Source organism: Micromonospora chalcea (assembly GCF_028768405.1).
GTDB classification, from domain to species: Bacteria; Actinomycetota; Actinomycetes; order Mycobacteriales; family Micromonosporaceae; genus Micromonospora; species Micromonospora chalcea.
On sequence record NZ_CP118233.1, the window covers coordinates 2,466,431 to 2,482,375 of the forward strand.

Genomic DNA, 15,945 nt, shown 5'->3' on the forward strand with positions numbered 1-15,945 from the left:
CGCCGTAGCGGCCCAAGTCTTCCGAGCACCCTGCCGGTGTCCTACCCCTGTCACCCCCTAAGTCGTCCCCAGTTCGGAGCGCCGATCGGGTGGTGGAACGGGCCCGCGGGCCGATGATGGGGCGACCCCCGCGGACCGTCGAATCCCGTGCTCCACCCGCCCGTCAGCCGAGGTGCCGTCGTTGGAACGCTGCTGGTTGTTCGCCCGTTCGGCCGTACCGGCCGGCGGCTGCCCGGGCACGCGGCTGACCGAGCTGGTCGGCACCGTCCTGACCGGGCTGGTCGCCGCCGCCCGCCGGGCCGATCCCGGCATGGACTGGTTCTTCGACCCGGAGGACTCCCCCGCCGGGCGGCTGAGCCTCGGCTTCCATGCCGCCCCCGCCGCGCTCGACGCGGTACGGGCGGGACTGCTCGCGTACGACCCGGGAGCGTCCCTCGCCGAGGACCGGTACGTCGTGCGCGACCCCGCGCGGGGCGGCCCGCTCGCGTTCGCGGGCAGCGAACTGGCCCTCACCCTGCTCGGCGGCGACGTGCCCTGGCTGGCCGGCGGCGAGTTGCCGCTGGCCGTGGCGCACCTGCGGCACCTGACCGGGCTGATGCCGGCGGCCGACCGCCTGGCGTTCCTGTTCCTGCACTGGCAGGAACGCAGCCAGCGGCTCACCGGCGCGCAGCGGCGGGACCTGGCCGCGCAGGCCGACGCCGGGGCGGAGAAGATCGTCCTGTCGGCCGGTGACCTACCGCTGGGCGGGGACGTGGCAGTGGCGTGGCAGCGCTACCTGGACCGGGTGACCGACGTGGTGGGCCACGACCACCCGACGGCGCCTCCCGGGTTCCTGCTGGCGCACCACGCGCAGCTCACCCACGATCGGTGGGGCATCCGGCCGGAGGTCGACTCGCTGGCCGCGCTGGCGCTGCGCCTGTCGATGGTGCGGGGCAGCCCGGCCGCGACCGCGCCGGCCCGCGTTCCGCAGAGGAGGCAGCAACCACATGCACACGCCGGTACCTGACCGTCCCGCCAGCGAGCCGGCCCGCGTCGAGGTGGCACTCGGGGAACGGTCGTACCCGGTGCTGATCGGTCCCGGCGTACGCCACCGGCTCCCGGCGGAGGTGGCGCGGATCGGCGCCCAGCGGGTCGTGGTGGTCTCGGCCCGGCCACCGGAGTGGACGCCCGACCCGGGCGTGCCGCACCGGGTGGTGCCGGCCCGCGACGGCGAGCACGACAAGAACCTGACCACTGTGGAACAGCTCTGCCGGGCGTTCGCCGAGTTCGGGCTGAGCCGGACGGACGCGGTGGTCTCGTGCGGCGGCGGCACCACCACGGACGTGGTCGGGCTGGCCGCCGGCCTCTACCACCGGGGCGTACCGGTGATCCACCTGCCGACCTCGCTGCTGGCCCAGGTGGACGCCAGCGTCGGTGGGAAGACCGCCGTCAACCTGCCGGAGGGCAAGAACCTCGTGGGCGTGTACTGGCAGCCCCGGGCGGTGCTCTGCGACACCGAGCACCTGGGGACGCTGCCGCAGCGGGAGTGGCGCAACGGGTACGGGGAGATCGCCCGGGCGCACTTCATCGGCGCCGGTGATCTGCGTGACCGGCCGGTGGCGGAGCAGATCGCCGCGTCGGTGGCGTTGAAGGCCCGGGTGGTGGCCGCGGACGAGCGGGACTCCGGCCTGCGGCACATCCTCAACTACGGCCACACGCTCGGGCACGCGTTGGAGCGGGCCACCGACTTCGGCCTGCGCCACGGTGAGGCGGTCGGCGTCGGCACGGTCTTCGCGGGCCGGCTGGCCGGCGTCCTCGGCCGGATACCGGCCGACCGGGTGGCCGAGCACCACGACGTGGTGGCGGGCTACGGGCTCGACACCACGCTGCCCGGCGGCCTCGACCACGACGAGCTGATCACGCTGATGCGCCGGGACAAGAAGGCCACCTCGGGCCTGTCCTTCGTCCTGGACGGACCGGGCGGAGTCGAACTGGTCGCCCGCGTCCCCGAGGACGCTGTGCGTACCGCACTTTCCGGCATGTGAGGCCGACACCGCCGGGTGCCCGTTCGCCGGCCGGCGCCGCGGGGGCGGCCGGGCCGGCGAACGGATGACGAGCCGCCGGAGCCGAGCCCCGGACCGGCGCGTCAGGTGCCCAGGGCCCGCTGGATCTGCGCCACCAGCACGCCGCAGGCGTACCGGTCCGCGGCCCCGACCATGCCGACGATGGTCGCCGGCAGCGGGCCGTTGTCCGTCTCCGCCGGGTCGTGGTGCATGAACACGACGAACTGCCCCCGGTCGATGAACGGCGCGAGGATCGGTTCGGCGTCGACGCCGGGGGCCAGTGAGAAGAACGTGGTCATGGCGCACGGATGCCGGCCCAGCAGCGAGCTGCGGTGCAGCAGCGAGGTGGTGGCCCCGCTGACCCGGAAGTTCGGGTCGATGACCCGCAGGGCGCCGTCGCGGCCGATCCCGGCGTCGAAGGAGCAGTAGCCCCGGTACCCGAGCGCGCTGGCCTTTCGGACCCCTACGGTCAGCGCTTCGACCAGCTCCTCCGGGGGCTGGTCGTCGTCCATCACACAACCGACCCACGTCGAGGTGGGCTGCGGCAGGTGTACCGACGATCCGAAGTAGTGCACCGATCCGCTCTCGGTCACGCCGAACTGGATACCCCAGATCGTCTGGAAGGGCACCTCCTCCTCGACGATCCACTGCTCGCTCACCTGTTCCAACTGGTTGAACAGGGAACGGTTCCGCCGGTCCGCCAACCGACGGGTGAAGATCGCAATTCCGCTGGACACCTCGACCCCGGCCGGTTTGATGACCGCCGGCCGGCGGTCCCGCGCCACGATCCGGCGCACTTCGGCGGGGGTGGCGACCTGCCGGCGGGGCAGGTACTCCGGCGCGACCAGAGTCTCCAGCACGGTCTTGTTGTTGAGGCGGGCGACCAGATCCGCGGGCACCCGGGCGCGAGCGGCCCGCAGCAGCGGGTCATGCGGAGGAAACTGGAACTCCAGCGTCTCGCCCCGCTCGACGGCTTCCCGCGCGTACCGCACCGCCTGCGCGCCGGAACGGAACTTCCGCAGGTCGCTGGGCGTCTTCAGACCACTCCGGCTGAGCAGACGCAGCGACTTGTCCGCGCTGGAGCCGGTGCTGCAGATCGCCGCCGACTGGTGCGGAAGGGTCAGGTGCAGACCCGTGATCATGTCCAGGCCGTTGTGGAGAGCGGCGCCCGCGCCGGCGAGATAGGGGCTGTCGGCGGTGGCCGACGGGTCGGGCGGTCGGGCCAGGACCACCCCGTCGTGTGCGAACACCTGTACCTGGATGGGCGCCTGCATCTAGTCTCCTGACATGCCGGCCCGGTGCGGGCCTCGGGGTGGCGGTGAAACCGGTGCGCCACAGCCACGAACAGCGGAGAACGTGGCCGAAGGGGTGGGCTCCCGGTCCTGATGCGGCCGCTCGGCCGCGAGAGCCGGGCGTGCCGCGTGCACCGACCGGACGGTCGTGAGCTGGACCGGCCGGGAAGCCGGCTGGCTCATGGCCAGCGTTGCGGCGGCGAGGTGCACACCGCCGGTCAGCGGTTGAGTTTCCAGCCACCGACCGGCGTCATGATCGAAAGATCATAGTCAACTATGCACTGCCCCGGGATGGGCCAGACAGGCGAACGCGGACGGCTCTTTCGCCGCCGAGGCCGCCGATACTCCTAGCGGGACCATCGACTCGGGCTGACCGAAAAGCTGTTCTTCAGAAGGGCTGGAGTCGCCGGACGGCGCTGTCGCAGCCCGCGCTGTCGAGTGCCCGGATTCCGACGGCCACGCCCCCTGCCAGCTCACATCGCCGGCCCGGCCCCGACGCGGCCGGCGGGCACCGCCGAAACGTCCCGGGCCTGCCCGGGGAGGAGATCTCCGGCTGATGCGCTAGGGGTCGACGTGCCGATCTCTAGGGGTGTACGTCACCGCACAGCGCTTCGTATGGTCGGGCCCCGTCGGCTCGTCGTTGCCACTCTCAGCGCACCGGATCGGGTGGCCCGCGAGCGGTGCCGCCCGTCGACGCGCCTCGCGCCAACCCCCGCCGTCCGGCGTACGGCATCCCGGCTGACCGATCGTCGCGGCCCTGAGCCTTTCGGTCGTCCCCTTTCGATCGGAGGTCGAGCTGTTGTCTGTCGGGTTCGATGGCGCCCAGGCCGCGGACGGCGCGGTTGCTCTGGAACTCGTGGGGGACCTGCGGAGGCCGGCGGTGTGGCCCGCGCGGGCGGCCTCGGTGCACCGGGTGCTTCCCGCCTGGCCGTCGCGCGTGACACCGGCCGGACACGTCGTGGTGGCGGGGCTCGTGGCGGTCCTGGCCCGCTGGACCGGCCAGGACGAGGTGGTGCTCGGGCTGGCCCCGGCCGGTGGGTCGGTGGCGCGGGTGGACGTCTCGGGCGACCCGGGATTCGGGGAGTTGGCGGCGCGGGTGGGACTGGCGTGGACGGCGCCGGTGGCGGGCCCGGACCGGCCGGACCCGGTGGCGGTGGAGTTCACCGACGGTCCGGTGGCGGAGACGGGACCGGCCGTGGTGGACGTCGACATGGTGGTGCGCGTGGCGGCGGACGGGTCCGTGCTGCGGGTGGACTACGCGGTGGAGGGATTCTCCGCGCAGTTCGTGCGGGGACTCGTGGATCAGGTGGTGGTGCTCGTCTCCGCCGGTACGGCGGCGCCGCAGGTCGCCCTGTCGCGACTGCCGTTGCTGGACGCCGCGGAACGGGAACGGCTGCTGGCGTGGGGGCGCGGCCCGGTGCGGGAGATCCCGGGTGAGCCGATCCACGAGCTCGTGCTGAGCTGGGCGCGGCGGTCGCCGAAGGCGGTGGCGGGGGTCGCGGGCGACGAGGTGCTGACGTACGGGGAGCTGGATCGCCGGTCCGGGCTGCTGGCGGCGTACCTGCGGTCGGTGGGTGTCCGTGCCGGTGACGTGGTGTCCGTGGCGTTGGAGCGCGGGTTGTGGTCGCTGGTGGCGACGATGGGCGTGCTGCGGGCGGGTGCCGCGTACACGCCGATGGACGTGTCGTGGCCCGCGGAGCGGATGCGGGTGCTGCTGGCCGACCACGGCGCGCGGGTGGTGTTGACGGTCGGTGCGGTAGCGGCCCGGATTCCCGCCGGGGACGGGGTCACGGTGGTGGCGCTGGACGACGGCTGGCCCGCGGTACCGGCCGGTGCGGTGGCGGATCTGCCTGCGGTGCCGGTGGACGCGCCGGCGTTCGTCATCTACACGTCGGGTTCGACAGGCACGCCGAAGGGTGTGGTGCTGTCACACGAGAGGCTGGCGAACTTCCTGGCGTGGATGACCGGCGAGTGCGCCATCGGCCCCGGCAGCCGGATGCTGCACTCGGCGGCACCGGTCTTCGACGCCGCGTTCGGGGAGATCTTCGCCGCGCTCACCGGCGGGGGCCGCGTCGTCGTGTGCCCGCGCGACGATCTGCTCGACGCGCGCCGGCTCACCGACCTCGTCAACACCCAGGGCGTCACGCACACGTTCGGACCGGCCACCAACATCGCCCCGCTCGACCCGGCCGCCTGTCCCGGCCTCCGCTGCGTCATCTTCGGCGGCGAGGCCGTCCCGCCGCGGCTGGCCCAGCGGTGGCTGACGGCGGGCACGCGGGTGGTCAACGCGTACGGGCCGGCCGAGATCGCCGTGGCGTGCACCTGGTTCGACGCGTCGGCCGGGTGGGGTGGCGCGTACGTCCCGATCGGCTGGCCGATGCCGAACCGGCAGGTCCGCGTCGTCGACGCGAACCTCGACCTCTTGCCGGCCGGGGTTCCCGGGGAGATCCTGATCGCCGGCTTCGGCGTCGCCGACGGTTACCTCAACCGCCCCGAACTGACCGCCCAGCGGTTCGTCACCGACCCGTACGGCGGCGGGCTCGCCTACCGCAGCGGCGACCTGGGGAGGTGGAACAGCGCCGGAGCGCTGGAGATCCTCGGCCGGATGGACCACCAGGTGAAGGTCAACGGCATCCGCATCGAGCTGGGCGAGATCGAGAGCATCCTCGCCCAGCACCCGGAGGTGGAGACCGCAGTCGTCGTCCGCCGCGAGGACCGGGGCGTGGCCCGGCTCGTCGCGTACGTCACCGGGCGCGACGGCCGCACCCCGGCCACCGGCGATCTGCGCGACCACGCCACGGCCCACTTGCCGAGCTACATGGTCCCCGCCGCCGTCGTCGTCCTCGACCGCTTCCCCCTCGGCGGCACCGGCAAGATCGACCGGAGTGCCCTTCCCGCACCCGGCGCCCAGCGCCCCGACCTCGGCGTGCCGTACGTCGAGCCGGCCACCGAGGGCGAGCGCCTCGTCGCGGAGGTGTTCGCGAGCGTGCTCGGCATCGAGCGGGTCGGCGCCCGCGACAGCTTCTTCCACCTCGGCGGCACGTCGTTGCAGTCCGCCGCCGTTGCCGCAGGCATCGACGAGGCCGCCGACGTGGTGGTGCCCGTCTCGCAGATCCACCGCACCCCCACCCCGCACGAGCTGGCCCGGTGGCTCGCCACCGCCCCCCGCCGTACGGACACCGGCTCGACCGCGGGACAGGCCCGGCAGCGCCCGGGACCGGTCCCGCTCGCGCAGCAGGTGGCGAAGTGCCTGATGTCGCCGCTGGAGGTCGTCGTCCCGGTCACCTGGTGGATCGAGGGTGAACTGGACCTACGAGCCCTCATGGCCGCCCTCGGCGACCTCCACCACCGCCACCAGGCCCTACACGCCCGCTACCGGCGCACCGACCCACCAACCGCAATCATCCCACCCAACCCCGGCATGCCCCAGCTACGACTCCTCGCCGACGCCGCCACCGAACACGACGCCCTCGACCAACTCGCCGAAGCAGTACAACAACCCCTCGACTACACCCAAGGCCGCAACTGGCGCGCCGCCCTGATCCGAAACAAAACCACCAACCGAATCCTCTTCGGCATCGGCATCCACCACATCGCCTTCGACGGCTGGTCATACGGACTACTCGTCCGAGACCTCACCCACGCCTACACCGCACGACACACCGGCCACAAACCCACCTGGACCCACCCCGCACCCACACTGCACCAGTCTCACGACGAATACACCCGCCTCCGCAACGCCGCCGACCTGCAAACCCAACGAACCTACTGGCGCGAACAACTACGCGACCTACCCCGCCAAGGCGAAGGCCCGGCCACCGCGCCCCTGGAGCAGGCCCTCGCCTGGGGACCGAAGGCGGGCCACACCGTCACCGTCACCCCCGAGGTGCTCGACCGCTGGGACCGGGCCGCCCGCGACCAGCGCTTCAGCCGCTCCAGCTACTTCGTGGCGGCCTTCGCCTCGGCGCTGCGCGCCATCCATCAGCAGGACGACATCGCCCTGCTGATGGTGGTCGCCAAACGCGGCAGCCGCGTCCTCGACTCCGCGTTCACCACCCGGCTCAACCTCAACTGCGTGCGGGTGCGCTTCGACGGGCCGCACGACGACAAGCTGGTCCTGCGGGTCGACGAGACGATCCGCGATCTCATGCGGGCCCAGGACGTTCCCTTCGCGGAGACCGCCGACGATCCCGCCGCCGGGCTCTCCGGCGAGGTGGTCGCGAGCCTGCCGACGTTCGTGTTCCAGGACAACGTGGTGGTGCCGCTGGAGCTGCCCGGCTGCCGGGCCGAGGAGGTCGTCGACCCGTACGCCCGGGAGGTGCCCAACGGGCTCACGGTCGAGGTGCTGCCCCGCGTCGACCATGCTCTCCTGCGCGTCACCATCCGCACCGACTACCTGCCGTACAGCTTCGCCGAGGAGCTGAACCACCACATGCTGCGCTTCCTCGAAGACGGGCCGGCGGGTACGCCCACCGCCGGCTGACCGTCCGCCCCTGCGTACCGGACCGCTCGTCGCCGCGTGGCACGCGGCCCGTTGTCCCGAGAGTTCGTGGTTGTCCCTTCCGGCGCACCCCTCTGGGTGGCGCCGGCCCTGATCGGAGGCTGGCTCAATGTCTGTCGGAATCGTCGGTGCGCAGACCACGGATGTCGCTGGGCCCGGCTTCGAGGTCCTCGACCTGATGGGGGACCTGCGCCGGCCGGCCGCGTGGCCGGCCCGGGCGGCCTCCGCGTACCGGCGGGTCGACCTGCCCGTCCCGGCGGGGGCGCCCTCCCCCGGCGCGGTGCTGCTGGCCGGTCTGCTGGGGGTGCTGGCCCGGTACACCGGCCAGGCCGAGGTGGCGGTCGGTCTGTCGTCGGGCGGCGTGCTGCGGGTCGACGTCGCGGACGAACCGGGCTTCGGCGAGCTGACGTCGCGGGTGGCCACGGCGCTGGCCGGACCGGTCGCGCACAGCGCGGGCGCGGCGGGGCCGGTGGTCGTCGGGCTGGTGGACGCCCCGGTGGCCGAGGTGGGGCCGGACGTGGTGGACGTGGACATCGTGGTGACCGTCGCGGGGGACGGGTCGGCGCTCCGGGTGGACTACGCCGCCGACGGCTTCTCGGCGGACTGGGTGCGGGGCCTGGTGGACCAGACCGTGTCGTTGCTGTCGGCCGGGATCCGGGAACCCGGGGTGCCGCTGGGCGCGCTGCCGCTGCTGGGCGCGCCCGAGCGCGAGCGGCTGCTCGCGTGGGGCCGCGGCCCGGCCCGCCCGGTGCCGGGTGCGCCGCTGCACGAGCTGGTGCTCGAATGGGCGCGACGCACGCCGGACGCGGTGGCCGGCGTCGCCGCCGGGGAGGTGCTGACGTACGCGGAGCTGGCCCGCCGCTCGGGGGAGTTGGCCGCGCGACTACGGTCGATGGGCGTACGGCCCGGGGACGTGGTGTCGCTGGCGCTGGACCGCAGCATGTGGACGCTCGTCGCCACCCTGGCGGTGCTGCGGGCGGGGGCGGCGTACACGCCGATGGACGTGTCCTGGCCGGCGGAGCGGATGCGGATGCTGCTGGCCGACCACGGCGCCCGGGTCGTCCTCACCGTCGGCGAGGTCGCCCCGCGTGTCCCCAGACCTGACGGCGTACGGGTCGTCGCCCTCGATGCCGACTGGCCCACCGTGACGGCGGCCGAGGCGGCCGACCTGCCGGTGGTGGCACCCTCCCGGCCGGCGTTCGTGATCTACACGTCCGGCTCGACCGGGACACCGAAGGGTGTCGTGCTGACCCACGAGCACCTGACGAACTTCGTCACCTGGATGCGGGAGGAGTGCGCGGTCGGGCCGGACAGCCGGATGCTCCATTCCTGTTCACCGGTCTTCGACGTGGCCCTCGGCGAGATCTACACCGCGCTGACCTCCGGTGCCCGCGTCGTCGTCAGCTCCCGCGACGATCTGCTCGACGCCCGCCGGTTGACGGAGCTGATCGCCAAGGAGCAGGCCACCCACGCGTTCTGCCCACCCACGAACCTCGCCGCCGTCGATCCCGCCGACTGCCCCAGCCTGACGTGCGTGACCCTCGCCGGGGAGCCCATTCCGCCCCGCATGGCGCACCGCTGGACGGCCGCCGGTGCCCGCCTGATCAACGCGTACGGGCCCGCGGAGGCATCCGTCGCCTGTACCTGGTACGACGCGTCGAAGGGCTGGCCCGGCGCGTACGTGCCCATCGGCCGACCCATGCCCAACCGGCAGATCCGCGTCGTCGACGCCAATCTCGACCTCGTCCCCATGGGCGTCCCCGGCGAGATCCTCATCGCCGGCGCCGGCGTCGCCGACGGTTACCTCAACCGCCCCGAACTGACCGCCCAGCGGTTCGTCACCGACCCGTACGGCGGCGGGACCGCCTACCGCACCGGCGACCTCGGCCGGTGGAACGCCGCCGGAGCGCTGGAGATCCTCGGCCGGATGGACCACCAGGTCAAGGTCAACGGCATCCGGATCGAACTCGGTGAGATCGAGGCGACTCTCGAACAACACCCGGACGTCGGCACCGCCGTCGTCACCCGTCGCGAGGACCAGGGCACCGCCCGGCTCGTCGGCTACGTCACCGGACGCGACGGCCGCGTCCCCGTCACCGCCGACCTGCGGGCACACGCCGCCGCGGTGCTCCCGCCCTACATGGTCCCCGCCGTGATCATGGTCCTGGACCGGTTCCCCACCGGCGGCACCGGCAAGATCGACCGGCGGGCGCTACCAGAGCCGGGCTCGCGCCGTCCCGACCTCGACGTGCCGTACACCGAACCGGCCACCGACTCCGAACGCCTCGTCGCGGGGATCTTCGCGACGGTGCTCGGGCTGGACCGGGTCGGGACACTCGACGGGTTCTTCCACCTCGGCGGCACCTCCCTGCAGTCCGCCGCCGTCGCTGTCGCCCTCGACGAGGCCGCCGACGTCGCCGTGCCCGTCTCGCAGATCCACCGCACCCCCACCCCGCAAGGGCTGGCCCGCTGGCTCGCCACCGCCCCCCGCCGCCCCGGGGCCGAGCCGGCGCCGTCCGTCACCGGCCGTCCCGGCCCGTCGAAGCCCGTCCCGCTGACCCCGTCCGTCGCGAAGTGCGTCGTGCTCCCCTTCGAACTGGTCTGCCCCACCACCTGGTGGATCGAGGGTGAGCTGGACCTACGAGCCCTCATGGCCGCCCTCGGCGACCTCCACCACCGCCACCAGGCCCTACACGCCCGCTACCGGCGCACCGACCCACCAACCGCAATCATCCCACCCAACCCCGGCATGCCCCAGCTACGACTCCTCGCCGACGCCGCCACCGAACACGACGCCCTCGACCAACTCGCCGAAGCAGTACAACAACCCCTCGACTACACCCAAGGCCGCAACTGGCGCGCCGCCCTGATCCGAAACAAAACCACCAACCGAATCCTCTTCGGCATCGGCATCCACCACATCGCCTTCGACGGCTGGTCATACGGACTACTCGTCCGAGACCTCACCCACGCCTACACCGCACGACACACCGGCCACAAACCCACCTGGACCCACCCCGCACCCACACTGCACCAGTCTCACGACGAATACACCCGCCTCCGCAACGCCGCCGACCTGCAAACCCAACGAACCTACTGGCGCGAACAACTACGCGACCTACCCCGCCAAGGCGAAGGCCGGCCGCAGGAGATCCTGGAACAGACCCCGACCTGGGGCCCCAAGACCGGGCACATCGTCGCCGTCCCGCCCGAGCTGGTACGGCGCTGGGACCGGGCCGCCGCCGAACACCGCTTCAGCCGTTCCACCTACTTCGCCGCCGCCTACGCCTCGGCGCTGCGCGCCATCCATCAGCAGGACGACATCGCCCTGCTGATGATCGTCGCCCAGCGCGGCAGCCGCGTCCTCGACTCCGCCTTCACGAGCAGGATCAGCAGCAACTGTCTCCGGGTCCGGTTCGGCGGCCCGGAGAAGGACCTGATGCGCGCCCTCCAGCAGACCGCGGACGAGCTGATGGCCGCCCAGGACGTCTCCTTCCTGGAGATGGTCACCGACGACCCGGTCCTCGACCTGCCCCGCGAGGTGATCAACAGCCTGCCCTCGTTCGCCTACCAGGACAACCTCGTCCTCCCGCTGGACCTGCCCGGCTGCCGGACCGAGGAGGTCGTCGAACCGTACGCCCGGGAGTGGTCCGGTGCCTGCGTCGCCGAGGTGCTGCCCGGCGACGAGAGTGTCCTCCTGCGGGTCACCATCCGTACCGACCTGGTCCCGGCCCCCGCCGCCGAGATCCTGGCCACCGGCATGCTGCGCTTCCTGGAAGCCGGCCCCGAGGCGGTCAGCGACACACGCTGACCACAGCCTGGCGGCAGCGCGCCGGGCTGCTCACGTGAGCAGCCCGGCGCGCTCCGGTCCGGGTCAGTGGACGAGGGCCGCCGGGCAGTGCGCCAGCAACTCCGCCGGGGCGTGCACGACCAGGTCGGGGCCGGCCGCGAGCAGCGCCGCGATGTCCCCGCCGTGCCACGTCGTGGCGACGGCCGTCGCCCCGGCGTCCCGGCCGCTGAGCAGGTCGATCACCGCGTCGCCCACCATCATGGCCTCGTGCGGCGGCACGTCGAGGTTGCCCAGTGCCTGGAGCACGATGTCCGGGGCAGGCTTGGGACGGGCCACCTCGTCGGAACCGATCACCTGGCCGAAGAGGCCCAGCACGCCGAGTTGGTCGAGCAGGGAGCGGGCCCTCGGGCCGGCCTTGCCGGTGGCGATCCCCATCCGGATGCCACGCGAGTGCAGGGTCTCCAGGGTCTCCCGGACGCCGGGGAAGAGCGGCACGAGGTGGGCCATCCGGTAGCTCTCGCGGACGAACGGCCCCTCCATCTCCAGGGGCAGCCCCATCAGGCGCATGATGTCCGGGAAGTACCGGCCCATGTGCCGGTTGTACTCCTCGAACGGTGCCGGCCCGTCGCCCACCACCTCGGCGTACGCGATGCTGAACGCCTCACGCATGACGGCCGAACTGTCGACGATGACGCCGTCGAGGTCGAACACGACCGCGCGGATCGGGCCGCGCGCCGGCGACGGCGGGGTCACCTCGACTGTGGACGATGGACGGCTCATGGCTGCTCCCGGAAGGGGTTGGGGCCGACGGTGGTTCTCACCCGGCGCGATGGCCCACCAGTGCGTGCTGGCGCTCCGGCCGGGTGGGCCGGGCGCACTGGTAGATCCGTTCGATGATGTCGATGGTCCGGCGGGCCTCGGCGACGGCCGCGCCCCGGGCGGCCGGGTCGGCGAGCAGCCCGGGCAGGGCGTCGAGCTGGTGGTCGTACTCCGCGCCGATCGGCTCCCCGGGCAGCGGCAGCCGCGCGGTCCGGCCGTCGCGGGTACGCGTCAGCACCGGCGTGGGCTCCCGGTTGGGACTGAAGCCGAACGTGCAGCGCAGCGTCGCCGACCCCGCGGCGCCGTGCACGGTGACGGTGGTGCGGTCCAGCGACTCGTGCGAGGCCCAGCAGGCGTGCAGGGCGACGGAGGCGCCGGTGTCGGTGAGCAGGAACCCCCGGGCGGTGTCCTCGACGTCGCCGGGAACGTGGCCTGCGGTGTCGGCCCCGCCGCGCCAGGCGGCGTGGGCGGCGCTGTCGTTGACGAAGTCGTCCGAGACGCTGCCGATCGCGTGAGTGACCCGGGCCGGGCCGAGCAGCGGCAGCACCGTGTCGAGCAGGTGCCAGCCGAGGTCCACCAGCGCGCCCCCGCCGGACTGGTCGCGGCGGGTGAACCAGCCGCCCGCGTCGGGCACCCCTCGGGCGCGAACCCAGGCCACATCGACGTGCCGGATCGGGCCCAGCTCACCGGTCAGGTCGGCCAGCGCCCGGACGTCGGCCCGGTAACGGGCGGCGCTGCCGGCCAGCAGCACCGCGCCGCCGTCGCGCTCCGCGTCGGCCAGGATGCCCGCCTCGGCGGAGGTCAGGCAGACCGGCTTCTCCAGGAACACCGGTACGCCCCGGCGCAGCAGCCGGACGGCGACGACCGCGTGCAGGTGGTTCGGTACGGCGACCACCGCCAGGTCGACCGTTCCGGCGGGCAGGTCCTCGACGTCGGCGTACGCGGACGCGACGGCGTGCGTGTCGCGGGCCTGATCGCGCACCACGGGCTGCGGGTCGACCACGGCGACCACCTCGAAGCCGGGGTGTGCGGCGAGCCGGGGCAGCCAGATCTCCCGCCCGGCCCAGCCGAGGCCGACCACCGCGACCCGCACCGGCCGGCCGGCCGCGGCCGGGGGCCGGGCCGTCATCCGGCGAGGATGTCGGCGAGCACGGCGGCGATCTCGTGCATCTGCTGCTCCGTGCCGAGCAGCGTGCGGTGGTGCAGCCAGAGGCAGTCGGAGTGGATCTGCTCGGTGTTGGGGCAGCGGGCCGCGATCTCCTCTACCGACTCGTCGGGCGCGCCGGCCTTCCAGAAGCCCTCGCACCGGTAGATCGCCCGGAACGCCACGAACGCCGGGACGCCCCGGGCGATGAGCGCGTCCACCACGGCACGGCGACGCTCGATGCCGATCCCGGGGATACGGAACATCGCCATGTAGTGCGGGTTGCGGTCGGTGCGGGGGTCGGTCGCCTGCGGCACGACGCCCGGGATCTCGGCGAGCAGGCTCGACAGCAGCGGCCAGCGCTGCTCGCGCAGCGCGATCTGCTCGTCGAGGCGGGTCAGCTGGGCGCGTAGCACAGCGGCGGTGAACTCGCTCATCCGGTAGTTCGAGCCGGTGGTGCTGTGCAGGTATTCGCGGTCGGTGCGGGGCCGGCCGCAGCTGTGCACGAGGAATGCCCGCTCGCGCAGTTCCTCGTCGGGGAAGACGACCGCTCCGCCCTCGCCGGCGGTCATGAGCTTGCCGTTCTGGAAGCTGAAGGCGGCCACCGAGCCGAGCGCGCCGGCCCGCCGGCCGCGCCACTGCGCGCCCTGGGCGTGTGCCGCGTCCTGCAGCAGAGCCACCCCGGCGTCGGCGGCGAGCTTGTCGAGCGCGTCCATGTCGGCGAACTGCCCGGCCATGTGCACCGGCATGATCACCTTGGTACGGGGGGTGATCGCGGCCTCGACGGCGGCGGGGTCGACGCAGTAGGTGTCCAGGTCGACGTCGACCGGCACGGCGACCGCGCCGAGACGCTGCGCGGCCAGCGAGGACGAGATGAACGTGAACGCCGGGACGATCACCTCCGTACCGGGGCCGACGCCGAGCACCTCCAGCGCGACTTCCAGCGCGTGGGTGCCGTTGGTGACGGCAAGCGCGTGAGGGCTGCCGTGGTAGTCACCGAACTCCCGCTCGAAGGAGTCGACCTCACTGCCGCCCATCCGCCACCACTGACCCTGTTCGAGGGCGCGGATCAGTCCGGTTCGCTCCTCGTCGCCGTACTGCGGCCACTCGGGGAACTCGGACACCGTCGAGGGCTGACCACTCATGACTTCCCACTTCCCAACTCGGGCAGACCAGGGGCTTGGGCGGACCATCGGGCGGGACGACCCGAGACCGCCGGTGCGCGGGCCGGGCGCAGCGGAGCAGCGGATGGCCGCGCGGTACGTGACGCCTCCGTCTGGAGCCGGCGGCGTCGCTTCAGCAGGGAGGACGGTAACCGACGCGGATACGCGGTCACCGCCCCTAACAGCCCCTAGCCACCCCTTAGTCCGCCGTGCGTCGGGCGCCGCCGGTTCGCCGGGAGCCGTCGGCGTAGTAAGACTGCGGTGACCAGTCATCAGGCTCTGCGGGACCAGGGCCGTGCCCCACGAGGTGAAGCGTGTCGGACGTGCTGCTGCTGAACGGCCCGAACCTGGGCATTCTCGGCCGGCGGGAACCGGAGATCTACGGCACCGACACCCTGGACGACATCGAACGCGCCGTCGGCGAGGAGGTCGCCGCCCGGGGCTGGGGTGTGGTCGCCGAGCAGCACGACTGCGAGGGTGCGCTGATCCGTAAGATCCAGAACAGCTACGACACGGTGGGCGCGATCGTCAACCCGGGCGCCCTGATGATCGCGGGCTGGAGCCTGCGCGACGCGCTGGCCAACTACCCCCGGCCCTTCGTCGAGGTGCATCTGTCCAACGTGTGGGCGCGGGAGAGCTTCCGGCACGACTCGGTGATCGCCCCGCTGGCCAGCGGGGTGATCGTCGGGCTCGGAGCGCTGGGCTACCGGCTGGCCGCGCGCGCCCTCACCGCGACCGTCCGATGACGACCGGGCACCTCGCCGTCCGGTGCCGTGGGCGCCGGCGTGCCGGCGGTACGGTCGTCCGCACGTCCCGACTCTTCCCGAAGGACCTCACGTGGAGATTCCCGTCCTCGTCCTGACCCTCGTCCTCGCGGCCGTGTTCGCGGGCACCGCCGTGCCGAAGCTCACCGGGCAGGCACAGATGCGCGAGCGGATGGACCACCTCGGCGTCTCGCCGGGGCTGACCCGCGTGCTGGGGGTGCTGGAACTCGCCGCGGTCGCCGGGCTGCTGCTCGGCCTGCTCTGGCCGCCCCTGGGCATCGCGGCGGCGATCGGTCTCGCCCTGCAGATGACGGGCGCGGTCGTCTACCACGCCCGGGCGAAGGACCCGGCCGCGACGATCCTGACGCCGGTGATCTTTGCCGTCGCCGCCCTGGCGCTCGTCTACCTGCACGTGCGGCTGGGCTGAGGC

10 protein-coding genes are annotated in these 15,945 nt (G+C 73.1%); 6 read left to right on the forward strand and 4 right to left on the reverse strand.

What is annotated here, in order from left to right; translation table 11 throughout:
- Positions 1–172: 172 nt before the first annotated feature.
- Both PVK74_RS10390 and PVK74_RS10395 read left to right on the forward strand, forming a co-directional pair.
- Positions 173–1,006 (forward strand): hypothetical protein, encoded by an 834-nt coding sequence (locus tag PVK74_RS10390; RefSeq protein WP_231915406.1) that lies wholly within the window; start codon positions 173–175, stop codon positions 1,004–1,006.
- The gene (locus PVK74_RS10395) at positions 987–2,024 is read left to right on the forward strand and encodes a 3-dehydroquinate synthase family protein (protein WP_210887756.1); all 1,038 of its coding nucleotides are present in this window, start codon (positions 987–989) and stop codon (positions 2,022–2,024) included. Before PVK74_RS10390 ends, PVK74_RS10395 begins: the two co-directional genes overlap by 20 nt.
- Before the next feature lie 101 nt (positions 2,025–2,125).
- Here PVK74_RS10395 and PVK74_RS10400 read toward each other — a convergent pair whose 3' ends face one another.
- On the reverse strand, positions 2,126–3,316 hold the full coding sequence (locus PVK74_RS10400; RefSeq protein WP_166457297.1) for an ATP-grasp domain-containing protein: 1,191 nt from the start codon (positions 3,314–3,316) through the stop codon (positions 2,126–2,128).
- A gap of 817 nt (positions 3,317–4,133) precedes the next feature.
- Here PVK74_RS10400 and PVK74_RS10405 point away from each other — a divergent pair.
- Entirely contained in the window at positions 4,134–7,817 is a 3,684-nt protein-coding gene (locus tag PVK74_RS10405) for a non-ribosomal peptide synthetase (protein ID WP_274478948.1), read from the forward strand.
- 127 nt (positions 7,818–7,944) lie between these two features.
- Complete coding sequence (locus tag PVK74_RS10410; protein ID WP_274478949.1) at positions 7,945–11,646, forward strand: non-ribosomal peptide synthetase; 3,702 nt, start codon at positions 7,945–7,947, stop codon at positions 11,644–11,646.
- Between the two features lie 63 nt (positions 11,647–11,709).
- On the opposite strand, the gene PVK74_RS10415 is transcribed toward PVK74_RS10410, so the two are convergent.
- From PVK74_RS10415 to PVK74_RS10425, 3 genes are read right to left on the reverse strand one after another with little or no spacing between them, the layout of a single operon-like run.
- On the reverse strand, positions 11,710–12,405 hold the full coding sequence (locus tag PVK74_RS10415) for an HAD-IA family hydrolase (protein ID WP_064445417.1): 696 nt from the start codon (positions 12,403–12,405) through the stop codon (positions 11,710–11,712).
- A gap of 37 nt (positions 12,406–12,442) precedes the next feature.
- Complete coding sequence (locus tag PVK74_RS10420; protein ID WP_069088796.1) at positions 12,443–13,573, reverse strand: Gfo/Idh/MocA family protein; 1,131 nt, start codon at positions 13,571–13,573, stop codon at positions 12,443–12,445.
- The gene (locus tag PVK74_RS10425; RefSeq protein ID WP_069088797.1) at positions 13,570–14,733 is read right to left on the reverse strand and encodes a DegT/DnrJ/EryC1/StrS family aminotransferase; all 1,164 of its coding nucleotides are present in this window, start codon (positions 14,731–14,733) and stop codon (positions 13,570–13,572) included. Before PVK74_RS10425 ends, PVK74_RS10420 begins: the two co-directional genes overlap by 4 nt.
- A gap of 332 nt (positions 14,734–15,065) precedes the next feature.
- On the opposite strand from PVK74_RS10425, the gene PVK74_RS10430 reads away from it, so the two are divergent.
- Positions 15,066–15,497 carry a type II 3-dehydroquinate dehydratase gene (locus PVK74_RS10430; protein ID WP_069088798.1) on the forward strand — a complete coding sequence of 144 codons (432 nt, stop codon included), beginning with the start codon at positions 15,066–15,068 and terminating at the stop codon, positions 15,495–15,497.
- Between the two features lie 91 nt (positions 15,498–15,588).
- The gene (locus tag PVK74_RS10435; RefSeq protein ID WP_030500471.1) at positions 15,589–15,942 is read left to right on the forward strand and encodes a DoxX family protein; all 354 of its coding nucleotides are present in this window, start codon (positions 15,589–15,591) and stop codon (positions 15,940–15,942) included.
- The last annotated feature ends 3 nt before the right edge of the window (positions 15,943–15,945 follow it).